The sequence below is a fragment of the Chromobacterium sp. FG89 genome (genome assembly GCF_057808735.1).
Genome location: NZ_JBMDIQ010000007.1, coordinates 38,096 through 60,804, shown reverse-complemented (window position 1 = coordinate 60,804; position 22,709 = coordinate 38,096). Strand labels below are relative to the sequence as shown.

Below are 22,709 nucleotides of genomic sequence, written 5' to 3'. Positions count from 1 at the left end.
CTTCGTGTTTACCGGTATCGTCCAAGGGGTGGCGGAAGTGATCGCCATCACGGAGAAGCAGGACTTCCGCACTCATACGCTGCGCTTGCCCGACGCGCTGTTGCCCGGTCTGGAACTGGGCGCCTCGGTGGCCCACAACGGCTGCTGCCTTACCGTCACCGCCATCAACGGCGATCAAGTTTCCTTCGACCTGATGCGCGAAACCCTGCGCGTCACCAATCTTGGCCTGCTGCAAGCGGGCGATCTGGTCAATATCGAGCGCGCCGCGCGTTTCGGCGATGAAATCGGCGGCCACGCGATGTCCGGCCATATCTTGTGCCTGGCCAAGGTGTCCCGAGTGATCGATCTGCCCAATAATCGCACCGTTTGGTTCGAATTGCCGGCGGAACACATCAAATACGTGTTCGCCAAGGGCTATATCGGTATTGACGGCATCAGCCTGACCATAGGCGAGGTGACGGACAACCGCTTCTGCGTGCATCTGATTCCGGAAACCCTGGAGCGCACCATCATCAAGTCGCGCAAAGTGGGCGATCTGATCAATATCGAAGTGGACCCGCAAACCCAGGCCATCGTGGAAACGGTGGAGCGGGTGCTGGCCCAGCGCGGAGCCGCTGAGTGAACAGAGCCGGCCGGCGCGTGCTGGCCTCCTGGAGCGGCGGTAAGGACTCTTGCCTGGCCTTGTGGCGCGCGGTGAGCGCCGGCGCCAGCCCGCAGGCCTTGCTGACCATGATGGACGAGGATGGCCGGCGCTCGCGCTCGCATGGGGTGCGTCCGGAAGTGCTGGCGCTGCAAGCCGCGGCGCTGGGCCTGCCCTTGCGGGTGGGCCGCGCGAGCTGGGACGGTTATGAGGCCGAGTTCATCGCCCGGCTGGAGGAGGCGCGCGCCGACGGCTGCGAGGCCGCGGTGTTCGGCGACATCGATCTGGACGCCCATCGCGAGTGGGAGGAGAAGGTTTGTGCCGCCGCCGGCCTGCAAGCTTGGCTGCCGCTGTGGCAGCAGCCGCGCGCCGAGCTGGTGCGCGAATTCATCGACGCGGGCTTCCAAGCCCGCATCGTGGTGGTGAACACCAGGCTGGCCGGCGAAGAGTGGCTGGGTCGCGAGTTGAGCCGCGAGGTGGTGGACCGGATGTTGGCGGAAGGTTTGGACCCTTGCGCCGAGGCCGGCGAGTTTCACACATTGGCGACGGACGGGCCCTTGTTCGCGCGGCCCTTGCGTTTGCGCGACGGCGACATCCATCGCCATGGAGATTATGTCAGCCTGGACCTGTTGCCCGGCTGAGAAGCGGTTCAAAGTCTGTTGCGCTTCGCGAGGGCGCGGCACGGCGAGTTAGCGCTGCAGAATGCCGATGCGCCGTATACGCTCTTCAGTTGTTTTTGCCTTGGCCTGCGAGACTTTGAACAAGCTCTGATAACGAATTCAGGCGGGCGGCGGCCCGCGCCAAAAACAAGTGCTTACGAAGGAAGACGGTATGACTATTTCCCCGATTCAGGACGTTATCGCCGACATCAAGGCCGGCAAGATGGTGGTGCTGGTGGACGCCGAAGACCGCGAGAACGAAGGCGATCTGGTGATGGCGGCGGAGTTCGTCACCCCGGAGGCGATCAACTTCATGGCCAAGCACGGCCGTGGGCTGATCTGTCTGACCTTGACCGAGGAGCGTTGTCAGCAATTGAACCTGCCGCTGATGGTCAGCAATAACGGCACCCCGTACAGCACCAACTTCACCGTGTCCATCGAAGCTGCCGAAGGCGTGACCACTGGTATTTCCGCTGCGGACCGCGCTCGCACCGTGCAGGCCGCGGTGGCGCGGCTGGCCAAGCCGGCGGACCTGGTGCAGCCAGGCCACATCTTCCCGCTGAAGGCGCAAAAGGGCGGCGTGCTGATCCGTGCCGGCCACACCGAGGCCGGTTGCGATTTGGCGATGCTGGCCGGCTTGGAGCCGGCCGGCGTGATCTGCGAAATCATGAACGACGACGGCACCATGGCGCGCTTGCCGGAACTGGTGGAGTTCGCCGGCGAGCACGGTTTGAAGGTGGGCACCATCGCCGACCTGATCCAGTACCGCAGCCGCACCGAATCGCTGGTGGAAAAAGTGGGCCAGCGGCCGGTGGATACGCCGTTCGGCGCATTCGAGCTGCACGTGTTCCGCGACATCACCACCCGCGCCACCCATCTGGCCCTGGTCAAGGGCGAGATCCAGTCGCAGCGCGAAACCCTGGTGCGCGTGCACGAGCCCTTGTCGGTGATCGACGTGCTGGCGCCCTTGTGCAGCCAGCACTCCTGGACCGTGCCCAATGCCTTGGAAATGATCGAGGAGGCCGGTCACGGCGTGGTGGTGCTCTTGTATCGCGACGAAACCGGCGAGGCGCTGGCGCAGCGCGCGCTGGGTCAGGAGCAGCAGAAGCAGCGTTGGGACAGCAAGACCTTCGGCATCGGCGCGCAAATGCTCAAGGCGCTGGGCGTGGGCAAGATGAAGCTGATGACCGCTCCGGTCAGCCTGCCGTCTATGACCGGCTTCGATCTGGAAGTGACCGGCTTTTGCCAGCCGAGCGCCTTCCACGTGGATGAAGAATGAGCGGCTGCGCAATGGCTAAGGCCCGGGGATTGAGGTAGAATCTCCGGTTTTCCGTAGTGATTCCGCCGCGAGGAACAAGATGCTTCAAGCTATCCAGCGTATAGAACCCGATCTGACGGGCAAGGGCCTGAAAATCGGCGTTGTGATGTCGCGTTTCAACACCCCGGTTTGCGAAGGCTTGCGCGACGCCTGCTTGGGCGAGCTGGCCCGGTTGGGCGTGGCCGCCGAGGACGTGACCCTGGCCACGGTGCCGGGCGCGCTGGAAGCGCCGCTGGTGTTGCAGACCATGGCCAAGAGCGGCCGCTTCGACGCGCTGGTGGCGCTGGGAGCGGTGATCCGCGGCGAAACCTACCATTTCGAACTGGTGTCGAACGAATCCGGCGCGGGCGTGACCCGCGTCGGCCTGGACTTCGACATCCCGATCGCCAACGCGATTCTGACCACCGAAACCGACGAGCAGGCCGAAGTGCGCATGGAAGTCAAAGGCCGCGAGGCCGCTGCCGTGGCGGTGGAGATGGCGAATCTGCGCAAGCGCATCCAGCGCGGCTGATCGGCTCCCGCCAAGATACCGGAGCCGGGCGTGCCCGGCTCACCGCTCTTTACAAGGAACCTCTATGAAAACCGCTCGCCGCCGCGCCCGCGAATTTGCCATCCAAGGCATTTACGAATGGGAGCTGAACCCGGATCGTCCGGCCTCCCTGATCGAAAAGCATCTGCGCGAGAATGAATACTTCGCCAAGGCCGATGAAGCCCTGTTCCGCGAAATCCTGTACGGCGTGCTGAAAGACGTGGGCGCGCTGTCCAAGCAGATCGGCCACTATTACGAACGCGCCGAAGACGAAGTCAGCCCGGTGGAACGCGCCGTGCTGTTGATGGCCGCGCTGGAACTGACCCAGCATCCGGAAACCCCGTATCCGGTGATCATCAACGAAGCCATTGAAATCACCAAGACCTTCGGCGGCACCGACGGTCATAAGTTCGTCAACGGCGTGCTGGACAAGCTGGCCGCCGAAGTGCGCGCCGACGAAGTGGCGTCGCAGAAGGCGCGTCGTCAGAACTAAGGCCTTGTCGCCGGCGCCGTCAGACCAGAACACACCCGCTGCCGCGGGTGTTTTCATATCGGCCGGGCAGAAAGATCGTGATGAATGAATTTGAATTGATCCGCCGTTATTTCACGCGGCCGGCCGGCGGCGCGGTCCTGGGCGTCGGCGACGACGCCGCCATCCTGCGGCCGACGCCGGGCTGCGATCTGCATGTCTCGGTGGACATGCTGGTGGAAGGGCGGCATTTTTTCGCCGATGTCGCGCCGGAGGCCTTGGGCCATAAGACGCTGGCGGTGAACTTGTCCGATATGGCGGCAATGGGCGCCGCGCCGCGCTGGGTGGTGCTGTCGCTGGCCTTGCCGGCGATGGACGAGGCCTGGGCCGCCGGGTTTTCCCAAGGATTCTTCGCATTGGCGGGGCGTTACGGCGTTGACGTGATAGGCGGCGACACCACGCGCGGCCCCTTGACGCTGTCGGTGACCGTGGGCGGGGAGACGCCGGGCGGTCAGGCGCTGCGCCGCGCCGCCGCCCGCGCGGGCGACGATGTCTGGGTCAGCGGCGAGCTGGGTCTGGGCGCGATGGCGGTGCGCAGCCGGCTGGGCAAGCTCGCGCCCTTGCCGGACGGTTTGCGCGAGGCGGCCTGGCGCAAGCTGGAATACCCGGAGCCGCGCATTGCCCTGGGGCGGGCTTTGCTGCCCTTGGCGCACGCCGCCGCCGACGTGTCCGACGGCCTGCTGTCGGATCTCGGCCATATCGCCGCCGCCTCCCGGGTGGGCGCGGAAGTCTGGGCCGAGGCCTTGCCGTCCCACCCGCTGGCGGAGGCCGCGCGCGGGCAATGGCTGGATTGCCTGGCCGCGGGCGGCGACGATTACGAACTGGTATTCACCGCGCCGGCCGAGCGCCGGGCGCAGATCGAGGCCTGCGCCGCGACGGCGGGCTGCCGTCTCAGCCGCATCGGCCGCATCGTTGCCGGCCAGGGCGTCAGCCTGCTGGACGGCGAGGGCAACATCATTCAACTGGAAAGCACCGGCTATGACCATTTCAAATGAGACCGAAACCCTGAAACTGCAGCCGGACTGGCGCTTCGTCCTGAGCCATCCCGCCCATTTCCTGGCCTTCGGCTTCGGCAGCGGCCTGGCGCGCAAAGCGCCCGGCACCTGGGGCACGGTGGCCGCCTATCCCTTGTTCTTTGTGTTGAACGCGCTGGGGGTGCAGGGATTGGCGCTGGCGGCGCTGTGCCTGCCGCTGTTCATCGCCGGGATCTGGATCTGCGGCTACAGCGGCCGGGCGCTGGGCGTGCACGATTACGGAGGCATCGTCTGGGACGAGATCGTCGCCATGTTGCTGGTGCTGGCCTTCGCGCCGGCCACGCCCTTGGCCTGGTTGCTGGCCTTTGTCTTGTTCCGCTTTTTCGACATTCTCAAGCCCTGGCCTATCCGTTGGCTGGATCGTCATGTGGGCGGCGGTTTCGGCGTGATGGTGGACGATTTGCTGGCGGCCTTGTTCGCGCTGGCGGTGCAGTGGGGCATTTGGCGTCTGCTGTAAGAACGGGTTCAAGGTCCGCTGCGTTCGCCGGGCGGGTCTGGCCGGTTTCAAGTCAAACGCGTAGCATGCGGTACTTTTTGATGTCCTTGTTCTAAGGTGCCGCGGCGAAGCGGCCTGAGCGGGCGAGAATGGACTTGGGGGGGTAGGCATGCGTTGGGATGGGAACCGGGAAAGCGATAATGTGGAAGACCGCCGCGGCGAAAGCGGCGGGGGCGGGGGCGGGGCGTTCGGCATCGGCGCGGTCTTGATCGGCCTGGTGGCCTGGCTGGTGTTCGACGTCAATCCGATAACGGTGATCAATCTGATCAGCGAGATGGAGCCGGCGGCCGAACAGCAGGCGCCGGCCAGGGCCAGCGCGCCGGACGACCGCGACGCCAAGTTCATCCGCGTGATGCTGGCGGACACCGAAGACGTGTGGCGGCCCTTGCTCCAGGCGCAAGGCGAGCGTTACCGGCCGCCCAAGCTGGTGATGTTCACCGGCGCGACGCCGACGGCCTGCGGCCGCGGCGACGCGGCCATCGGTCCCTTCTATTGCCCCGGCGACGAGAAAATCTACATCGATCTGTCTTTCTTCCAGACCCTGGGCCGGGAGTTGGGCGCGCCGGGCGAATTCGCCCAGGCGTATGTGATCGCGCATGAAGTCGGCCACCATGTTCAGCATCAGCTCGGCATTTCCGCCAAGGTGGACGAGGAAATGGCGCGCAGCAGCGAGAGTCGGGCCAAGGCCTTGTCGGTGCGGCAGGAGTTGCAGGCGGATTGCCTGGCCGGGGTATGGGGGCATCACGCCGATCAGGCGAGGAGGATTCTGGAGCCGGGCGATCTGGAAACGGCGCTGACCGCCGCGGCCAGGATAGGCGACGACGCCTTGCAGCGTTCGGCCGGCCGCGAAGTGGTGCCGGACTCCTTCACTCACGGCAGCGGCGAGCAGCGGGTGCGCTGGTTCCGCCGCGGCTTCGACAGCGGCGACATGGCGCAGTGCGATACCTTCCGCGCGCGGCGGCTGTAACAGCGGCTCAGTGGGGAAATGAAAAATGGGGCCAACGGCCCCATTTTTCATGCTTGTCGCGGAGCTAGCGCACCACCACGGTGCAGGTGGTGCCGGCCACCAGCAGCTGCCCGGCCGGCAGCGCGTCCAGCTCGATGCGCACCGGCACCCGTTGAGCCAGCCGCACCCAGTTGAAAGTGGGATTGACGTCGGCCAGCAGTTCGCGGCCGGTGCCGGCGTCGCGGTCGGTGATGCCGCGGGCGATGCTGGCGACGCGGCCGCTCAAGGTCGGGCCGCCGCTGAGCAGGGTGATCTCCACCTTGGCGCCGGGTTTGAGCATCGGCAGCTTGGTTTCCTCGAAATAGCCTTCCACGCGATAGGAGTTGCGGTCTATCAGCGCCAGCTTGGGCGAGCCGACGGCGGCGAAGTCGCCGGCATGGACATTGAGATTGGTCACATAGCCGTCCACCGGGGCGCGCACCACGGTGCGTTCCAGATTGAGCCGGGCCAGATCGCGCGCCGCCAGCGCCGCCTGGTATTGGGAGCCGGCCGCGGCGGCGGCGAAGGCCGCGGTTTCGCGGTTTTCGGCGGACACCACGGCGCTGTCCAGGCCGTCGCGACGCGCCGCCTCCTTGCCGCGGCGGTTTTTCTCGGTGCGCTGACCCTCCAGCGCGGCCTCGGCCTGGGTCAGCGCCGCCGCGTAGCGGCTGCGGTCGACGACAAAGAGCACGTCGCCCTTGCGCACCGGCTGGTTGTCCTTGACCGCCACCTGGGTCACCAGGCCGGCCACGTCGGCGGAGAGCGTGATCACGTCGGCGCGCACGCGGCCGTCGCGGGTCCACGGCGAGTGCATGTAGTGGTCCCACAGCGCCTTGCCCAGCCAGACGGCGAGCGCCAGCAGCAGCAAGGTGATCAGGTAGCGGATGAGTGTGTTGATTCGCATATTGATTATCCGGAAGGGTGTTCGGGGTGGGCCGGAGGCGTATTCAGTACAGCAGCAGAGCCAGACCGCTGAACACGCAGATCAGCAGGCTGAGACGGAACAAGGCCGGGTGCCAGACCCGGCGGTAAAGACCGGCCCGGCCCAGCAGCCAGTCCAGCCCGGCCTGGCACAGCAGGCTGAACAGGAACAACGGCAGCAGGGTGGGGATCAGGATGCCGAATACGGCGATTTCACGAGTCATGCTCAGTTCCTTGCGCAGCGGTTGCGGCGGCTTCGGCCACGTCCAGCAATGAGGTGTGGATCAGGTGCAGATCGGTCAGCGCCCGCTGGATGCGCGCGGCGCGTTCGGGTTCCGCCAGCGCCAGATGGGCGCGCAGCGCCGGTCCGGCCGCGCGCATGGTGGCGATGGCCTGTTGCAGCCGTTCCGGCGACGGCGCGGCGAAATAGCGTTCCAGCTGCGCCACCGTGTGTTCCAGATCGGCGCGCAACTGCGGCGACGGCGATTCCGCGGTCAGCGCGCGCAGATTGATCACCGCCAGGCCCAGCTCCAGCAAGGTGATGGCCTGGGCGGTGATCGCCTGTTTCAGTTCGGCCTGGGCCGGGCTCAGCGTGTTCAGCAGATTGAGCAGGTCGCGGATGCGGTTCTCGTAGCGCTGCTTCAAGTGGGGCAGCTTGGCGTCGCAGGCGCGGCGCGCTTCCCGCCACAGGGCGGCGGCGATGTGGCGCGGCGAACCCATGGTGTGCTCGGGCAGCACCAGCTGGAAGAAGGCCGCCGCCAGCGCCAGCCCGAGGATGCGGGCGATGCCGTTGTTGAGAAAGGCCACGATGTCGTAATTCATCGGGTTTTGCGGGTTGACGGCGCTGGCCAGCACGATGGTCATGCCGGCGCCGACGCCGGCGTATTTGGGCAGGCATTTCAGATAGCTGCCCAGCGCCAGGAAGGGCAGCAGGCCCAGCATCAGTATCGGGAAGCCGTTGCCCTCGCTCAGCAGCCAGAACAGGCTGACATAGGCCAGCGGCGTGCCCAGCGCGAAGCCGGTCAGGAATTGTTTGACCATCAGCACCGGCCGCGGCGAGGAGGCGGCGAGACCGCAGAGCACGGTGGCCAGCAGCACCGCCTCCAGCGCGCTGGGCCAGGCCAGCCAATACCAGGCGACGGACAGGGTGCCCAGGGTCAGCGCCGCGCGCACGCCGCCGGCGACGGCCACCGGCAGCGGCGTGCCCGGCACATAGGCGGCCAGCGCGTCGATCTGCTGCGGCGTCTTGCTGGCGAAGCCGTGGTAGACGCCGACGAAGGCGTGCATTTCCTCGATGAAGCGGCTCAGCAGCTCGGTGGCGGTGTCGAAGTCTATCCGCCAGTGCTCGGCCCGCTCGCCGCCCGGCAGCAGCGCGCGGGCGGCGTCTATGCGGCGCGGCCAGCCGGCGCGGAGCCGGCCCAGCTGCGCCTCGGTGTCCCGGGCTTCCGCGGCGTTGCGCGCCGGGCCGTCGACGCCGCTGAGCACCGCGGCCACCTCGGAGAACAGCGGCAGCAGCAGGCCGGGCAGCGGGGAGTCCGCGTCGCGGCGCAGCCGCTCCATTTGCCGGTGCAGGGTGTGGAAGGTGGTCAGCGCGGCCATGAAGGTGGCGTTGAAGGCGTGCAGCTGATTGCTGCGCGAACGCACGTGTCCGGCTTCGAAAAAGGCGGTGGCGCGGCCGGCCTCCAGCGCGGCGATGTCGGCGGCGAACTTGAGCTGGGCCTGCTCCAGATCGCTGGCGTGCAGCTTCTGCGCCAGCGCGTCCTGGCACAGCAGGATGAAGCGCAGATAGCGGCCGCGCACATTGCTGACCACCAGCTCCGCCTGGTAGCGCGGAAACACGATGTCGTAGACCACCGCGCTGCAGATCAGGCCCAGCGAGATTTCCGAGACCCGGGTCACCGCCAGGTCGAACACCGTCAGCGGGCGGCCGATGGCCGGCAGCGCGATGATGCAGGCGGTGTAGCCGGCCAGCACGAAACCGTAGGAGCGCGAGTTGCGGTACAAGGTGGCGCAGCCGGCGCACAGGCCTATCCAGAGCGACAGCGCCGCCAGCAGCAAGACCGGCTGCGAGGCCAGCATGCCGACCAGGATCAAGGCCGCCGCGCAGCCGGCCAGCGTGCCCAAGAGCCGGTAAAAGCCTTTTTCCAGCACCAGGCCGCTTTGCGGCGAACCGACGATGAGCACGGTGATCAGCGCGGTGCCCGGCGAATCGAAGCCCAGGCGGAAGGCCAGCCACAGCGCGGCGAAGCAGGCCAGCAGCGTCTTGAGGATGAAGATCCAGCGCTCGCCCTCCTGCCGCAGCCAGTCCTGTCCGGCGCCGCGCAGCGCCCGGCCCAGCCAGCGGCGCCGGGCGGCGAGGCTAGTCGTGCTCATCGTTGGGCGCCGCCTGGTTCAAATTGCTGAGCTGGCGCAGGTAGAACTGTTCCTGCTGCTGCATTTCCTCGGCGCTGAAGCCGGCGAAGGTATTGCCCAGGTTGCCCCAGACATCGGGCAGCAGCTTGCGGATGCGTTCGCGGCCGGCGTCGCTGAGGGTGACGGCGACCGCGCGGCGATCGTCGCTGAGGCCGCCGCGACGGATCAGGCCCTGCTTTTCCAGGTCGTTGCAGATGCGGGTCATATTGGCCGGTTTTTGCGAGCAGGTTTCCGCCAGAGAGCCGGGCGTCGTCGTCTCTTGCTCGGAGCCGTAGAGCACCGCCAGCACCAGATAGCTGCTCTCGGTCAGCCCGTGTTTGCGCAGGGCGGCGTTGGTCAGGTCCTGCAGGCGTTTTTGCACGTGGTAGTTCAGCCGCGTCAAGGTCAGCAGCGCCAGCGGAAATTCCGGAATTCTGGTCTTGACGCGGAGCAGGCGTTTGCGGGTTTCTTCGAAGTGGCTCATGGGTTTTCTCCGCCGACGATGGGATTGGGGGATTCGACGCCGCCGCCCAGCGCGGCCATCAGCGCGGCGTAGCTGTCCAGGCGCTGGGCTTGGGCCTGAGCGCGCTTTTGCCGGGCGGACAGCTCGTTCAGCCGCAGCTGGCGCACCGCGCTCTGATCGCTGAGGCCGGCGCGGTAAGCCTGTTCGGCCAGCGCCCGTTCGCGGCTGGCGGCGTCCAGCGCCTGTTCGGCCTGCCGGCTTTGCTGGTCCGCGGAGCGGGCGCGGACGATGGCGCTGGCGGTTTCGCTCAGGGCGTTGATCAAGGCGGCGTTGTAGCTTTCCACCGCCTGATCGTAGGCGGCGGTTTGGGCGCGCAGCTGGCCGCGCAGGCGGCCGCCTTCGAATATCGGCAGGCTGATCGCCGGGGCGAAGCCGCGCAGAGCGGCGGCCGGGGACAGCAAGTCGGCGAAGCCTATCGCCTGATAGCCGGCGAAGGCGCTGAGATTGATATTGGGATAGAAGGCGGCGCGGGCGACCTTGATGCGCGCGGCCTCGGCCTCCACCCGCCAGCGTTGCGCGCTCAGGTCCGGCCGCCGGCCCAGTAATTGGGCCGGCACCGCGGCGAGCGGGTCCAGGGCCTGGTCCAGGCGCAGCGCGGGGCGCGTCGGCCGGTTTCCGGCGTCGGGCGCTTGCCCGCTGAGCGCGGCCAGCTGATTGCCCAGGGTGGCGATGCGTTCGTCGATTTGAGCCAGCTGGACGCGGCCGGCCGGCAGCCTGCCGCGCTGCTGTTCCACCTCCGGCTGGGCGGCCAGCCCGGCGGCCTTGCGGCGCAGGCTGAGGTCCAGCAGCGCCTGCTGCTGTTCCAGCTCCGCCGCCGCCAGATCTCGCTGCTGATATTGCTCGGCCAGCTGCAGATAGCCGCGGATGATGGCGCTCTCCAGGTTCAGCGCGCTCAGCCGGGCGTCGGCCGCGGCCATCTGGGCGTCGCTCAGCGAGGCGGACAGCGCCTGGCGTTCGCGCCCCCAGGCGTCCAGATCGTAGCTGAGGTTGACGGCGGCGCGTGTCTGCCAGTCGTAGTTGCCGTGACCCGCCGGCGCCACCAGGTTTTTCTCCGCGTGCAGCTGCCGGGTGCTTTGCCATTGCGCGTTGATTTGCGGCTGGGAGGCGGCGGCGCTGACCTCGCTCAGCGCCTGAGCCTGGCGCAGCCGCGCCTCGGCCCCGCGCAGGCCGGGGTTGTCCTGCAAGGCCTGGCGGATCAGCCGCTCCAGCTGGGGGTCCCGCCATTGCCGCCACCAGGCCGCCGCGGGCATGCCGGCCCAGGGCGGGTTCACGGCGGGCGGCGTTTTGAGCTGGGACTGCGGTTTGACGGCGTCCATCTGGGCGCAGGCGCTGAGCAGGAGCGCGCCGGCAAGGGCGAGGGTGGCGGAAAACGGCTTCATCTGTCTATCCATGTTTTACATCTGTGTATATTTTATTTGTAGATATTACATTTGTAAAATATAAAATCGATGCGGTATCGCGAAGCGGCCAAGTCATGCGCCTAGCCGGGCCGCTTGCGACTGACGCAAATCAAGCATATGTCATTAATCATGGTCAGATGATTAATGACGGGTGTATTATTTGGGTTTGCTTAATAAAACCAGCGAATAAACCGGACCGCCGCGGCATGCCTGCGACCCGGTTTGCCGCCTCGTCAGCGATTTTTGGAGACATCATGCAAGCGGGCCTTTCCTTGAAGCAGCGTTTGTTGTTATTGATTTTTAGCGTGATCGCGTTGACTTGTCTGCTGGGCGGCCTGGTGCTGCGCAGCATGCATCAGCAAATGATGGCGGACCGGCAGGATCTGATCCGCGGCCAGGTGGAGAACGCCTTGAGCCTGGTGGCCAATTACGAAGAGCGGGCGGCGGCCGGCGCCATGCCGGAGGCGGAGGCGCAGCGCCAGGCGCTGCTGGCGCTGACCCGGCTGCGTTTCGCCGGCAAGGAGTATTTTTTCACCCTGGACAAGGGACTGGTCTGGCTGGCGCACGGGGTCAACCCCAAGCTGGTGGGCAAGGACATGCACGCGGTCAAGGATTCCAGCGGCAGCAGCCTGGGCGATAAGTTCGACCAGACCCTGAGGCAGGGGCAGGGCAAGGGCTTCGCGGAATTCGTCTGGGACAAGCCCGGCTCGGCGGAGCCGCAGCCCAAGCTGGCGTATTTGCAGTCCAGCCCGCGCTGGGGCTGGGTGGTGGGCACCGGCCTGTATATGGACGACGTCTGGGCGGCCTTGCGCGTGCAATTGCTGGGCGTGGCGGTCCAGGTGCTGCTGATCGCCGCGGTGTGCGGCGGCCTGGGCTGGTGGCTGTTCCGCAGCGTGATGCGGCAATTGGGCGCGGAGCCGGCGCAGACCGCGGCCGTGGTGCGGGAAATCGCCGGCGGGCGGCTGGATGTGCCGGTGCCGGTGCGGGCGGGCGACGCGGACAGCCTGATGGCCAATATCGCCCATATGCAGCAGGCTTTGCGGCAGATGGTGGCCGACATCGTGGCCAGCGCCGGCGAACTGGGGCGGCTGAGCGAGGAGGTGGTGACCGGCGCGCAGGCGGTGGCGGACAACTCCCAGCAGCAAAGCGAGAGCGCCACTTCGATGGCGGCGTCGATCGAAGAGCTGACGGTGAGCATCAACCACATCTCCCAATACGCGCAGGACGCGCGCCAGGTGTCGCAGCAGTCCGGCAGCTTGTCGGACGAGGGCGGCGAAGTGATCGCCAAGGCCGTGGCGGAGATGAAGGGCATCAGCGAGACGGTGGACCTCACCGCCGGGGCGATCTCGGCGCTGGCGGACAAGACCGCCACCATCTCCAGCATCATGCAGGTGATCAAGGACATTGCCGATCAGACCAATCTCCTGGCCCTGAACGCGGCGATCGAGGCGGCGCGCGCCGGCGAAACCGGCCGCGGTTTCGCGGTGGTGGCGGACGAGGTGCGCAAACTGTCCGAACGCACCGCGCAGGCCACCGAGGAGATCGCCGGCATGATAGACGAGATCCAGCTCAGCTCCGACCAGTCGCGCGCCAATATGAGCCAGACCGTGGAGCGGGTGCGCGCCGGGCTGGCGCTGGCCGAGCAGGGCGGGGAGATGATTCAGCAAATCCGCGGCAGCGCCGGCCAGGTGGTGCAAGTGGTGCGCGATATCTCCCATGCGCTGCAGGAGCAAGGCGTGGCCAGCCAGGACATCGCCCGCCACGTGGAGCAGATCGCCCAGGTGGCCGCCGGCAACGCCGCCGCCGCCACCCAGGCGTCCAGCGGCATTCAGAGCATGGACGAGGTGACCGGCGGCCTGCGGCAGACGGTGGCCGGATTCCAGGTGTAGCGCGGTAGACGGCGCGCGGCAGGCCGGCGAACAGATTCTTACGGGAAGTTTGCGTCTTGGCGATAGGGTTAAGAGCGGTTTGCCGCTACAATACCGCCTCGTTGAATAGACACCAACCCGTACTGGAATTCAAGATGTTGCGCATTACCGAATTGAAACTGCCGCTGGAACACGCCCCGGAAGAGCTGAACGCCGCGATCGCGGCTTATCTGGGCGTGCCGGAGCAGGACATCCGCCAGGTCGTCGTCTTCAAGCGCAGCTACGACGCGCGCAAGGGCATGATGAACCTGGCCTACATCGTCGACATCGACGTGGCCAACGAAGCCCGTCTGCTGGCCCGCTTCAAGGCCGACAAGCACGTGATGCCGACGCCGGACACCCAATATCACTATGTGGGGCAGGCGCCGGAAAACCTGGAGCGCCGCCCGGTGGTGGTGGGTTTCGGCCCCTGTGGCATCTTCGCCGCGCTGCTGCTGGCGCAGATGGGCTTCAAGCCCATCGTGCTGGAGCGCGGCAAGAAGGTGCGCGAGCGCACCAAGGACACCTGGGGCCTGTGGCGCAACAAGGTCTTGAACCCCGAGTCCAATGTGCAATTCGGCGAAGGCGGCGCCGGCACCTTCTCCGACGGCAAACTGTACAGCCAGATCAAGGACCCGCGTCATCTGGGCCGCAAGGTGCTGACCGAGTTCGTCAAAGCCGGCGCGCCGGAGGAAATCCTCTACGTGGCCAAGCCGCATATCGGCACCTTCCGCCTGGTGAGCATGGTGGAAAAAATGCGCGCCGAGATCGAGGAGCTGGGCGGCGAAATCCGCTTCCAGCAGCGTGTCGCCGACATTCATCTGGAAGACGGTCCGGACGGGCGCAAAGTGGCGCGCGGCCTGACCTTGGCCAGCGGCGAGCAGATCCGCGCCGATCACATCGTGCTGGCCCTGGGCCACAGCGCGCGCGACAGTTTCGAGATGCTGCACGGCCACGGCGTGTATATGGAAGCCAAGCCGTTCTCGGTGGGCTTCCGCATCGAACACCCGCAGACGCTGATCGACAAGGCGCGCTGGGGCAAATACGCCGGCCATCCGCTCTTGGGCGCGGCGGATTACAAGCTGGTGCACCACGCCGGCAACGGCCGGGCGGTGTACAGCTTCTGCATGTGCCCGGGCGGCCAGGTGGTGGCCGCCACCTCGGAAGAGGGCCGCGTGGTGACCAACGGCATGAGCCAATACTCGCGCGCCGAGCGCAACGCCAATTCCGGCCTGGTGGTCAGCATCGGTCCGGACGATTATCCGGGCGATCCGCTGGCCGGCATCGCCTTCCAGCGCGAGCTGGAAAGCCGCGCCTATGTGCTGGGCGGCGGCACTTACGAAGCGCCGGCGCAGCTGGTGGGCGATTTCCTGGCCGGCAAGCCGTCCACCCAGGTGGGTTCGGTGCCGCCGTCCTATCAACCCGGCGTGCACTGGACCGATCTGGCCGCGGCCTTGCCGGATTATTGCATCGCGGCGATGCGCGAGGCGCTGCCGGAGTTCGGCAAGAAAATCCGCGGCTACGATATGCACGACGCGGTGCTGACCGGGGTGGAAACCCGCACCAGCTCGCCGCTGCGCATCACCCGCGGCGAGGATTGCCAGAGCTTGAACGTGCGCGGCCTGTACCCGGCCGGCGAGGGCGCCGGCTACGCCGGGGGGATTCTGTCCGCCGGGGTGGACGGCATCAAGGTGGCGGAGGCGGTGGCGCAGGCCATCGCGGCGGAGCGCCGTTAAGGAAGGCGTTTAGGGGTCATTGCCGCAATGCCTTGAATCCGCCGCTTGGCTGAGGACGCGCTGAAACGGCCCGCAATCGCGGGCCGTTGTCTTTGGCGCTAGGGACTTCCCGCCGCATGGCCTTTCACGCCGCCGGCCGGGCGCTCGCGCCCGCCTGGGCGCAAAGCTTTGGGGATGGACAACAAGGGCGGCGCGCCCTCCGGCCGGCGGCGTTCCAGCAGCAGCCACAGGCCGATCGCCGCCATCAAGGGCAGATGCCCTGGCCCCGCGAGCAAAGGCGGCAACATCCAGGCCCAGCAGGCGCCCGCGCACCAGAGGCCGGCGGCGAGGCCGGCGCGCAGCGCCGACAGCGCGGCCGGCCAGCCGAACGGCGACAGCCTGGGCTGGCGGTGGCAGGCTTGCAGGCAGCGCAGCCGCTGCGGCGCCGCCTGCCAGAGCGCCGCGACGCCGCAGGCGACGACGAAGGCCTGCCACGGCGCGGCGCTGAAGGTCAGCAGCGCCAGGCCGAGCAGGTGCAGCAGCAGGCCGGCGACGAGCCAGGGCACTAGATAGCCGCAGCAGAACATGGCCAGCGCCAGCGCGCGCTTGCGCGCCAGGCTGCGCAGCCACAGTTGCCGCAGCGGGTCGGCCAGCAGCGGCGCCATCATCGCCAGCAGCATCAACAGCCAGGACGGCAGCCATTGCGCCGGCGGGTTCAGCCACAGCGCGCCGGTCAGCGCGTCCCAGCCGCCGCCGGGACGCTCCAGAACCCAGGCGCCGCAATAGCCCGGCGCGGTCAGCCGCCGCTCCAGGACGATCAGGCCGAGCCAGCCCAAGAGGCTGGCGCAGCACAGCGGCCAGGGCGTGTCCCGCAGCGCGGCGATCAGGGTCTTGACCGGCATGGACGCTTACTGGCCGTGGCGGTAGACGCTGATGCGGCCTATCGTCACCTCGTCGTCGTCCTCGATGTCGGACACCGGCACCAATTGCACCCCCATCGGCGCCGTGTCCAGCGTCTGGCTTTGACACATGCGGTCCACGATGTCGGTGATCTCCAGCGTCTGGCTGACGCCGTTGCCGCCGTGCTCGGCCAGCGAAGCCTTGCGCGCGCCGAACAGCGCGATGGTGCCGGCCAGGTTCTGCGGGTGTTGCGCCGGGTCGGCGCCCTGGGGCAGGCCGACGTAGACGTTGAACGTGCCGCCGTCCACTTTGCAGCGGATGTTCTCCAGGCTGAGAAAGACGCGGTCCGGCTCTTGCGGCGCGGCGTCTGGCTGGGCCTTGAACTGGCGGGCGGCGGCCTGGCTGGCCTGGAAGCTGCTCAGCACCTTGTTCTTGGCGTCGTCGTCCAGCTGCATCTGCGCGTGGACGGTGCTGTTGCCCAGTTTGATCGCCGCGGCGTTGGCACCCAGCAGTTCGGTTTTCGGATTGTTCTCCATGGTGTTTGCCGCCGCGGTGTCGGGATGGATGGCCGCCAGCGTCTGCATGCGCTGCGCGACACGGCTGGCGCCGCCGAGAGGGTCCGATACGTCCTGGTAGACGTAGTTCAGGTTCGGCGCCTGGGTGTTGAGCATGTCCTTGGCGACAAAGGTGTAGCCGCTGCCGTTGGGGCGCGGCATCGCGAACTTGCGGTTGACCGGGCCTTCCAGCCAATTGTCGTTGCTGGGGTTTTTGTGGCCGGGATTGCGATTGAGCCATACCTGCCACAGCCGGTCGATATTGGAGTGGTGGATCCAGAACACCGGGTCCAGGCCGGCGAGGTCGGGGTCTGACATCAGGCCGTTGCGGCCGCCGATATTGGTGTGCACCGGATTGTGCGGCAGGTTTTCCAGCCCGCCGCTATTGCCTCCGCCGTGCCAGAACGGCGTTTGCGGCCCGCCGTAGCCCGGCGGAATGCCGTTGGCGGTGCCGATGAACTGCGCGTCCTTCAAGGCGGTGAGCTGCACGGTTTCCGGGCGCAGCGTGATGTGATTGGGCTGGTTGTTCCAGCCGTAGCGTTGGGCCAGCCACAAGGGATTGGCGCCGCCGTCCGGCAAGGTCTTGGACTGGAAACAGGTGGGCAGGTCGCGCGCCTTGGCGTTGGCGCCGTCGCTGTAGTTCCAATAGGGCAAGGCCCAGTCGGCGGGGCCGCCCAGCTTGACGATCTCCGCCAGCACAATGGCTTCGAAGGCCGCCAGATAGCCGCGGTGCCAGGGCATGAAATACCAGCTCTGGTGCTGGCATTGCCGCCAGTAGGTGTTCTGATCGGCGGCGCTGGGCAGCGCTTCGCCGGCTTGCAGATAACCGTGTTGTTGCCAGAGCTGGGAATCGAAGCCGTGGATGGCGGCCAGGTAACGCCAGCTGGTGGGGTCCTTGATTGGGCGTTTCTGCATTTCCCGCACCGCCCGCGCGTACCACAGCACGGTGGGGTCCCAGGGATTGCTCATTTTCAAGATGTCTTTGCGGACGCGAGCCATGTCGTTCTCCTCGATGCGAACGCCGTTCCGGCGCGGCCGAGGCGGGAGTGGCTAAGGCTGGCGGTGAGGCGGTGTATTCGGATTAGCAAACCGCAAAGCTTTCGAACTGTCCTAAAGAACAGTTTTTGCCTCGGGGCAATTACTTATTTGAAGCGCCGCTTGCAAGTGGCTGGGCTTGGGCGCGGCAAGGGCTTGAAAGCGCGCCGGCGGGAAGGCGCCAAGCTGGTATCCTTGACCGGTTTTGATTTGGATCGCAGACATGAAACGATGGCATTGCCTTTGGGGCGTCTGGCTGGCGCTGTGCTGGCTTCTGCCGGCGGCCTTGGCCGCGGCGGCGCCGGCCTACGGCCCCTTGTTCACCTTCAGCAAGCAGGGCCGCACCCATTATCTGTACGGCACCATGCATGTGGGCCGGCCCGGTTCCGACGCGCCGGACTGGGGCTTGGAACAGGCGCTGAGCGCCAGCGACGTGCTGGTGCTGGAATTGGACCCGACGGCGGAGGCGGCGGTGGCCGAGGTGACTGCGCTGGCCGGCGCCGCCGCGCCCAGGCAGTGGCGGCAGTTGGACGCCGCCAGCCGGGACTCCTTGCTGAGCCAGTTGGATCAGATGGGCGTGGCGCGCGAGCAGGCGCGCGGCCTGGCGCCCAGCCTGTGGCTGATGCAGCTGGCGCTGCGGGAATACCAGCGCATGGGGCAGCAGGCGCAGCACAGCCGCGAAGCGATGTTGCTGGAGATGGCGCGCGCGGCCAGGCGGCCGGTGCTGGCCCTGGAAACGGCCGGCCAGCAGAGCCGTTTATTGTTTGAGATGCCGGCGCCGGCGCTGCGCGAATGGGTGCGTCAGAGCGCCGAATGGCAGGGCGCGGAGGAGGCGGATCGTTATTACCGGGATTTGATTTCAGCTTGGGAGCGCGGCGATCTGGACGCCTTGCAGGCCTTGGTGGCGCTGCCCGGCTATCCGCGGCTCAGCGCCTGGACCCAGCATGAAATGCTGGACCGCCGCAATCTGGCGATGGCGCGCCGCATAGACGACTGGGCGGCTTCAAAGCGGCTGTTCGTGGCGGTGGGCGCGCTGCATCTGGCCGGCCCCCAGGGCTTGGTGCGCCAGCTGCGGCAGCGCGGCTACCAGCTGAGGCCGGCGCCGCGCGCGCCGTGAGCGGGCTTTAGCTCGCGTCCTTGAGGTTCTTGGGTCCGAAAGCGCCCGGCAGCAGCACTTTCAGCGTGGTGTCTATCTGATCCTCGCCGTCGCAGATGGCGCGCACGCGCATGGACGGGCCGAATTCGTTCAGCACCTGGCGGCAGGCGCCGCAGGGCGGCGTAGGCGTGGCGGTGGGGGTGTAAATGCAGACCGCCAGGACATCCTGGATGCCGTGGTTGGCGCGCGCGGCGTAGATCGCGGTGCGCTCGGCGCAATTGGTCAGGCCGTAGGAGGCGTTTTCCACATTGCAGCCAATGTGGATCTTGCCGGCGCCGTCCAGAATGGCGGCGCCGACGGCGAACTTGCTGTAAGGGACATAAGCCTGGCGAGCCGCCAGGCGGGCGGCCATTTCCAACTCGGCCCATTGCTCGTTGTTGGGTGTGTTGCCGGTCATATTGCCTCCGTTGCGGTTGGCGTGGCATGTTGCGCCGCGCGCGGCCGGGCTGTCAATATCCCGCCGCGGCGCGCGCGTCCGGCTTCAGTACAGCAGAGGCGTCCGCTCCGGCGCAAGCGGCGCCGACTGGTCATTGGCGCAGGTGGTCCCGGCAATGCAGCGCCATCGCGTCGGCCAGCGCCTGCGACAAGGCCGACTCCACCCGCCAGTGGTGCCAATACAGCGGAATGTCCAGATGCTGCTGCGGAAACAGGTCGATCAGCCGGCCGGAGGCGATGTCGTCTTCCAGCATCAGTTCGGGCAGCAGGCTGTAGGCCAGGCCCTGGCGGGTGATTTCGACGAAGCCCTGCGGCGTGGGCACCGTCAGATAGGGGAAGCCGCCGTGATAGGACACGGTGTGCAGCAGGAATTCGCGATGCACGTCGTCCTTGCGGCTGTACAGAATGGTGGGCGCGGCGGCCAGCGCCGTTTCGGTGACGCCGTCCGGAAAGTAGCGGCGGGCGAAATCGCGGGTGGCGACGCATAGATAGCGCATATGGCCCAGGAACAGACTGTCGCCGCCCTGGATAGGCTGCGGCCGGGTGCTGACGCAGCCGACCACGTGGCCGGCGCGCATCAACTCATGGGTGTAATCCTGATCGTCCACCATGATGTCCAGCAGCACCGGCTGGCTGTCCAGCACCGGCTGCACCGCCTGCAAGAACCAGGTGGCCAGGCTGTCGGCGTTGACGGCGATGGCGAGGGTGGTGAACTCCGGCCGCGGCCCGCTGGGCAGCAGGGTGTTCATCAGCTGGTTTTCCATCAGGCTGATCTGGCGGAAGTATTGCAGCAGCTGGCGGCCGGCCTCGGTGGGTTCGGCCGGGATGGTGCGGGTCAGCACCGGCTGGCCCAGTTGTTCTTCCAGCTGGCGGATGCGTTGAGAAATGGCGGACTGAGTCAGGAACAGCTTTTTGGCCGCCTTGTCGAAGCCTCCGGTTTCGGCGACGGCCGATAAGGTTTCCAGTTGTTTCGGATCAAGCATGTTTTTACGTCCTTGCCGTGATAATTCCACGGTGTTTCTTGCCTTATCGCCGCCACCTATGGCATGTTGTGCTGCTTCGTCCGAACACGGACGGTGCAAAGGTTTGCCTGCACGCGGTGGCGGCATAAAAATAATTAGAGCGGCTGGCGGCGACGGTTCTGATCGGCTGGCGCCGGCGGCTCATGGCCAATGACAGGCATGTTGAAGATGCAAGCAGATAATAAGGCACTATTGGATGGCATGTGCCGTTTTATCGGAGTTCGGGCGGATCATATGGCGACGCTCAGCGCCCATGCTCCGTTGTTGTTGTCGCGCAAGGAGGCCTTGGGCAAGGAGTTCTACTGGTATGCGATGAAATGCCCGGACACGCTGGCGCTGCTGAGCGAGCGCCTGCCGGGCGGCATCGATTCGCTGGTGGACGCCTTATTGCAGTATTGCGAGCGGATGCTGACCCGCCCGGTCAACGGACGCGCCGCCCGGCGCGTGGTGGAGCAAGGGCGTTTGATGCGCCAGCTGGGCGTGGGCCTGATGTGGGTGGTGGGCGCTTACGAGCGCTGCCAGGCGCATTTCCTGGCGCGCTTGACCGAGGCCGGGCTGGCCCTGGACGAGCTTGCCGCGCTGTCGCGGCTCTTGCGCAAGCGCATTCTGCTGGACCAGATGCTGCAATTGCACGGCCACCAGCAGTCCTTGCAGGAGGCGGTGGACAGCAAGCACCGCCATTTGCAGACCATGTCCGGCCTGTACGCCACTCTCAGCGGGGTCAGCATGGCCCTGGTGCGCTGCTCTGAGCGCCGCGAACTGTTCCAGGCGATTTGCGACGTCTGCGTCCGCGAGGGCGATTTCTCCCATGCCTGGGTGGGCCTCTTGGACGCCGACTCCCAGTGCGTGCGTCCGGCGGCGATGGCCGGCGTTCACGCCGAAGCCTTCATTCCCCGGCTGCAAGTCTCCGCGCTGTCCGAAAGCCTGCATGGCCGCGGCCCCAGCGGCCGGGCCATCCGCGGCCTGGCGGTCCAGGTGGTCAACGATTGCGGCGAAGACCCGTCGATGCAGCCGTGGATGCGGGTGCTCAACGCCAGGAATGTGCGCAGCGCGCTGGTGGCGCCGCTGACGCTGCGCGAGCAGGTGATCGGCACCTTGTCGCTTTACTCCGGCCAGCCGGGGTTTTTCGACGACACCAAGGTGGCGCTGGTGGACACCATGGCGCGGGAGATCAGCCGCGCGCTGGAGCGCCAGGACGCGCTGGAGCGCAGCCATCGCGCCGAATCCGAACTGGCCTTCCTGTCCTTCCACGATCCGCTGACCGGCCTGCCCAACCGGCACCTGATGAAGGAGCACATCAACAAGCAGCTGCAGATCCGCCGCGCCAACGCGCGGCTGGCGGTGCTGGTGCTGTCCATCGAGGGCTTTCACGAAATCAACGCCCGCCTGGGTCACGAGGGCGGGGACGCGGTGCTGTGCGAGGTGGCCAACCGGTTGCGGCGCTGCATCTATCCCTATGGCTACGTCGGCCGGGTGGGCGCTTCGCGCTTTGTCGCCTGCAGCGACCGTCACGAGCAGCTGGACCAACTGGTGGACAGCCTGATGGGCAGTCTGCAGCAGCCGGTGGACTGCATGGGGGTGGTGATCCACACCCGTTGCAGCATGGGCATCGTGGTGGAGCCGGTGAACGGGCGCAGCGACGCCGCGGCGCTGCTGCGGCGCGGCGAGCTGGCGCTGAGTCGGGCCAAGGAAGCCGGCGGCGGCCACTGCCGTTACTACCATGTGACCATGGACGAAGAAATCCAGCACATGCACGCGGTGCGCAACGCCTTCGCCGTGGCCATCGCCCGCGATGAACTGGCGCTGTTCTACCAGCCCAAGATCAATCTGCGCGACAACCGCATCGAGGGCGTGGAAGCGCTGGTGCGCTGGCGCCGGGACGGCCGGCTGGAAATGCCCGGCGCCTTCTTCCCGGCGATAGAAAACACCGATCTGATGCGGGAGCTGGACTGGTGGGTGCTGCGCGAGGCCTTGCGCCAGTCCGGCGAATGGCTGGCGGACGGCCGCCATATTCCGGTCAGCGTCAATCTGTCCGCCATCACCTTGAAACACGAGGGCTTCGTGCCCGGCATCCAGGCCTTGTTGCAGGCCTACCCCTTGCCGGCCGGTTATCTGGAGCTGGAGGTGCTGGAGAGCGTGACCCAGCAGGAGGCGGAGCAGATCACCGCCAAGCTGGAGCATTGCCGCGACCTGGGCCTGTCCATCGCCTTGGACGATTTCGGCACCGGCGCGTCCTCGCTGGTGCATTTGCAGCAGCTGCCCTTCGACACCATCAAGATCGATCAGCGCTTTGTCCGGCTGCTGCTGGATACGCCGGGCAACGAGGCCATCATCCGCAGCATGGTGTCCTTCGCTCATTACACCGGCCGCAAGCTGGTGGTGGAGGGGGTGGAGAGCCGGGCGATCTGGGACCGTCTGCTGGAGATAGGCTGCCTGGACGGGCAGGGCTACGAGATTTCGCCTCCGGTGGACCCCAAGCACTTGCCGGCGTGGATCGCGGATTGGGAGCGGCGGGTAAGTATTAATTCAGCTTATATATAATAATTTTTATTAGTTTTAC

General features: G+C 66.7%; 21 protein-coding genes. 12 read left to right on the top strand and 9 right to left on the bottom strand.

What is annotated here, in order from left to right; all coding sequences use genetic code 11:
• Positions 1–4 precede the first annotated feature (4 nt).
• The 8 genes from ACODRW_RS09000 (at position 5) to ypfJ (ending at position 6,172) form a co-directional block, all read left to right on the top strand.
• Positions 5–622, top strand: a complete 618-nt coding sequence (locus tag ACODRW_RS09000; protein ID WP_107798888.1) for a riboflavin synthase subunit alpha — start codon at positions 5–7, stop codon at positions 620–622.
• Positions 619–1,281 carry a Dph6-related ATP pyrophosphatase gene (locus ACODRW_RS08995; protein ID WP_488905581.1) on the top strand — a complete coding sequence of 221 codons (663 nt, stop codon included), beginning with the start codon at positions 619–621 and terminating at the stop codon, positions 1,279–1,281. The genes ACODRW_RS09000 and ACODRW_RS08995 overlap by 4 nt, the downstream gene beginning before the upstream one ends.
• 190 nt (positions 1,282–1,471) lie before the next feature.
• Positions 1,472–2,578 carry a bifunctional 3,4-dihydroxy-2-butanone-4-phosphate synthase/GTP cyclohydrolase II gene (gene ribBA, locus ACODRW_RS08990; protein ID WP_235088479.1) on the top strand — a complete coding sequence of 369 codons (1,107 nt, stop codon included), beginning with the start codon at positions 1,472–1,474 and terminating at the stop codon, positions 2,576–2,578.
• A 79-nt stretch (positions 2,579–2,657) separates the two neighbouring features.
• On the top strand, positions 2,658–3,128 hold the full coding sequence (gene ribH, locus ACODRW_RS08985; RefSeq protein WP_081547190.1) for a 6,7-dimethyl-8-ribityllumazine synthase: 471 nt from the start codon (positions 2,658–2,660) through the stop codon (positions 3,126–3,128).
• Positions 3,129–3,192: 64 nt separating this feature from the next.
• Entirely contained in the window at positions 3,193–3,639 is a 447-nt protein-coding gene (gene nusB, locus ACODRW_RS08980; protein WP_081547192.1) for a transcription antitermination factor NusB, read from the top strand.
• 80 nt (positions 3,640–3,719) lie between these two features.
• Entirely contained in the window at positions 3,720–4,670 is a 951-nt protein-coding gene (gene thiL / locus ACODRW_RS08975) for a thiamine-phosphate kinase (RefSeq protein WP_488905580.1), read from the top strand.
• Entirely contained in the window at positions 4,654–5,166 is a 513-nt protein-coding gene (locus ACODRW_RS08970) for a phosphatidylglycerophosphatase A family protein (RefSeq protein ID WP_107798892.1), read from the top strand. Before thiL ends, ACODRW_RS08970 begins: the two co-directional genes overlap by 17 nt.
• 148 nt (positions 5,167–5,314) lie before the next feature.
• Positions 5,315–6,172 carry a KPN_02809 family neutral zinc metallopeptidase gene (gene ypfJ / locus ACODRW_RS08965; RefSeq protein ID WP_488905579.1) on the top strand — a complete coding sequence of 286 codons (858 nt, stop codon included), beginning with the start codon at positions 5,315–5,317 and terminating at the stop codon, positions 6,170–6,172.
• Between the two features lie 64 nt (positions 6,173–6,236).
• Here the strand turns inward: ypfJ and ACODRW_RS08960 are convergent, their stop codons facing one another.
• From ACODRW_RS08960 to ACODRW_RS08940, 5 genes are read right to left on the bottom strand one after another with little or no spacing between them, the layout of a single operon-like run.
• Positions 6,237–7,094 carry an efflux RND transporter periplasmic adaptor subunit gene (locus ACODRW_RS08960; protein ID WP_488905578.1) on the bottom strand — a complete coding sequence of 286 codons (858 nt, stop codon included), beginning with the start codon at positions 7,092–7,094 and terminating at the stop codon, positions 6,237–6,239.
• 43 nt (positions 7,095–7,137) lie between these two features.
• Positions 7,138–7,335, bottom strand: coding sequence for a DUF1656 domain-containing protein (locus tag ACODRW_RS08955; RefSeq protein ID WP_107798895.1), 198 nt, complete (start codon positions 7,333–7,335; stop codon positions 7,138–7,140).
• Positions 7,325–9,484: an FUSC family protein gene (locus ACODRW_RS08950; protein ID WP_488905577.1), complete on the bottom strand. Its 2,160-nt coding sequence runs from the start codon at positions 9,482–9,484 to the stop codon at positions 7,325–7,327. Before ACODRW_RS08950 ends, ACODRW_RS08955 begins: the two co-directional genes overlap by 11 nt.
• Positions 9,471–9,986, bottom strand: a complete 516-nt coding sequence (locus ACODRW_RS08945) for a MarR family winged helix-turn-helix transcriptional regulator (RefSeq protein WP_107798897.1) — start codon at positions 9,984–9,986, stop codon at positions 9,471–9,473. The genes ACODRW_RS08950 and ACODRW_RS08945 overlap by 14 nt, the downstream gene beginning before the upstream one ends.
• Entirely contained in the window at positions 9,983–11,404 is a 1,422-nt protein-coding gene (locus ACODRW_RS08940; protein ID WP_488905576.1) for an efflux transporter outer membrane subunit, read from the bottom strand. The genes ACODRW_RS08945 and ACODRW_RS08940 overlap by 4 nt, the downstream gene beginning before the upstream one ends.
• 275 nt (positions 11,405–11,679) lie before the next feature.
• On the opposite strand from ACODRW_RS08940, the gene ACODRW_RS08935 reads away from it, so the two are divergent.
• Together ACODRW_RS08935 and ACODRW_RS08930 are read left to right on the top strand one after the other, a co-directional pair.
• Positions 11,680–13,314 carry a methyl-accepting chemotaxis protein gene (locus ACODRW_RS08935; RefSeq protein WP_107798899.1) on the top strand — a complete coding sequence of 545 codons (1,635 nt, stop codon included), beginning with the start codon at positions 11,680–11,682 and terminating at the stop codon, positions 13,312–13,314.
• A 134-nt stretch (positions 13,315–13,448) separates the two neighbouring features.
• Positions 13,449–15,068, top strand: coding sequence for an NAD(P)/FAD-dependent oxidoreductase (locus ACODRW_RS08930; protein ID WP_107798900.1), 1,620 nt, complete (start codon positions 13,449–13,451; stop codon positions 15,066–15,068).
• A gap of 98 nt (positions 15,069–15,166) precedes the next feature.
• Here ACODRW_RS08930 and ACODRW_RS08925 read toward each other — a convergent pair whose 3' ends face one another.
• Together ACODRW_RS08925 and ACODRW_RS08920 are read right to left on the bottom strand one after the other, a co-directional pair.
• Positions 15,167–15,949 carry a copper chaperone gene (locus ACODRW_RS08925; RefSeq protein WP_488905575.1) on the bottom strand — a complete coding sequence of 261 codons (783 nt, stop codon included), beginning with the start codon at positions 15,947–15,949 and terminating at the stop codon, positions 15,167–15,169.
• A 6-nt stretch (positions 15,950–15,955) separates the two neighbouring features.
• Entirely contained in the window at positions 15,956–17,500 is a 1,545-nt protein-coding gene (locus tag ACODRW_RS08920) for a tyrosinase family protein (protein WP_488905574.1), read from the bottom strand.
• Between the two features lie 259 nt (positions 17,501–17,759).
• Between ACODRW_RS08920 and ACODRW_RS08915 the strand changes: the two genes are divergently transcribed.
• Positions 17,760–18,653, top strand: a complete 894-nt coding sequence (locus tag ACODRW_RS08915; RefSeq protein WP_488905573.1) for a TraB/GumN family protein — start codon at positions 17,760–17,762, stop codon at positions 18,651–18,653.
• A 7-nt stretch (positions 18,654–18,660) separates the two neighbouring features.
• Here the strand turns inward: ACODRW_RS08915 and ACODRW_RS08910 are convergent, their stop codons facing one another.
• Both ACODRW_RS08910 and ACODRW_RS08905 read right to left on the bottom strand, forming a co-directional pair.
• Positions 18,661–19,089, bottom strand: coding sequence for a cytidine deaminase (locus tag ACODRW_RS08910; RefSeq protein WP_107798904.1), 429 nt, complete (start codon positions 19,087–19,089; stop codon positions 18,661–18,663).
• A 130-nt stretch (positions 19,090–19,219) separates the two neighbouring features.
• Entirely contained in the window at positions 19,220–20,110 is an 891-nt protein-coding gene (locus ACODRW_RS08905; protein WP_488905572.1) for a LysR family transcriptional regulator ArgP, read from the bottom strand.
• A 189-nt stretch (positions 20,111–20,299) separates the two neighbouring features.
• On the opposite strand from ACODRW_RS08905, the gene ACODRW_RS08900 reads away from it, so the two are divergent.
• A complete protein-coding gene (locus ACODRW_RS08900; protein ID WP_107798906.1) occupies positions 20,300–22,690 on the top strand; it encodes an EAL domain-containing protein in 2,391 nt (796 codons plus the stop codon).
• Positions 22,691–22,709: the final 19 nt, after the last annotated feature.

Bases quoted from the DNA above. Each gene is read 5' to 3' on its own strand.
- ribBA (WP_235088479.1), top strand. From the start codon at position 1,472: ATGACTATTTCCCCGATTCAGGACGTTATCGCCGACATCAAGGCCGGC.
- ribH (WP_081547190.1), top strand. From the start codon at position 2,658: ATGCTTCAAGCTATCCAGCGTATAGAACCCGATCTGACGGGCAAGGGC.
- nusB (WP_081547192.1), top strand. From the start codon at position 3,193: ATGAAAACCGCTCGCCGCCGCGCCCGCGAATTTGCCATCCAAGGCATT.
- thiL (WP_488905580.1), top strand. From the start codon at position 3,720: ATGAATGAATTTGAATTGATCCGCCGTTATTTCACGCGGCCGGCCGGC.
- ACODRW_RS08970 (WP_107798892.1), top strand. From the start codon at position 4,654: ATGACCATTTCAAATGAGACCGAAACCCTGAAACTGCAGCCGGACTGG.
- ypfJ (WP_488905579.1), top strand. From the start codon at position 5,315: ATGCGTTGGGATGGGAACCGGGAAAGCGATAATGTGGAAGACCGCCGC.
- ACODRW_RS08960 (WP_488905578.1), bottom strand. From the start codon at position 7,094: ATGCGAATCAACACACTCATCCGCTACCTGATCACCTTGCTGCTGCTG.
- ACODRW_RS08955 (WP_107798895.1), bottom strand. From the start codon at position 7,335: ATGACTCGTGAAATCGCCGTATTCGGCATCCTGATCCCCACCCTGCTG.
- ACODRW_RS08950 (WP_488905577.1), bottom strand. From the start codon at position 9,484: ATGAGCACGACTAGCCTCGCCGCCCGGCGCCGCTGGCTGGGCCGGGCG.
- ACODRW_RS08945 (WP_107798897.1), bottom strand. From the start codon at position 9,986: ATGAGCCACTTCGAAGAAACCCGCAAACGCCTGCTCCGCGTCAAGACC.
- ACODRW_RS08940 (WP_488905576.1), bottom strand. From the start codon at position 11,404: ATGAAGCCGTTTTCCGCCACCCTCGCCCTTGCCGGCGCGCTCCTGCTC.
- ACODRW_RS08935 (WP_107798899.1), top strand. From the start codon at position 11,680: ATGCAAGCGGGCCTTTCCTTGAAGCAGCGTTTGTTGTTATTGATTTTT.
- ACODRW_RS08930 (WP_107798900.1), top strand. From the start codon at position 13,449: ATGTTGCGCATTACCGAATTGAAACTGCCGCTGGAACACGCCCCGGAA.
- ACODRW_RS08925 (WP_488905575.1), bottom strand. From the start codon at position 15,949: ATGCCGGTCAAGACCCTGATCGCCGCGCTGCGGGACACGCCCTGGCCG.
- ACODRW_RS08920 (WP_488905574.1), bottom strand. From the start codon at position 17,500: ATGGCTCGCGTCCGCAAAGACATCTTGAAAATGAGCAATCCCTGGGAC.
- ACODRW_RS08915 (WP_488905573.1), top strand. From the start codon at position 17,760: ATGAAACGATGGCATTGCCTTTGGGGCGTCTGGCTGGCGCTGTGCTGG.
- ACODRW_RS08910 (WP_107798904.1), bottom strand. From the start codon at position 19,089: ATGACCGGCAACACACCCAACAACGAGCAATGGGCCGAGTTGGAAATG.
- ACODRW_RS08905 (WP_488905572.1), bottom strand. From the start codon at position 20,110: ATGCTTGATCCGAAACAACTGGAAACCTTATCGGCCGTCGCCGAAACC.
- ACODRW_RS08900 (WP_107798906.1), top strand. From the start codon at position 20,300: ATGACAGGCATGTTGAAGATGCAAGCAGATAATAAGGCACTATTGGAT.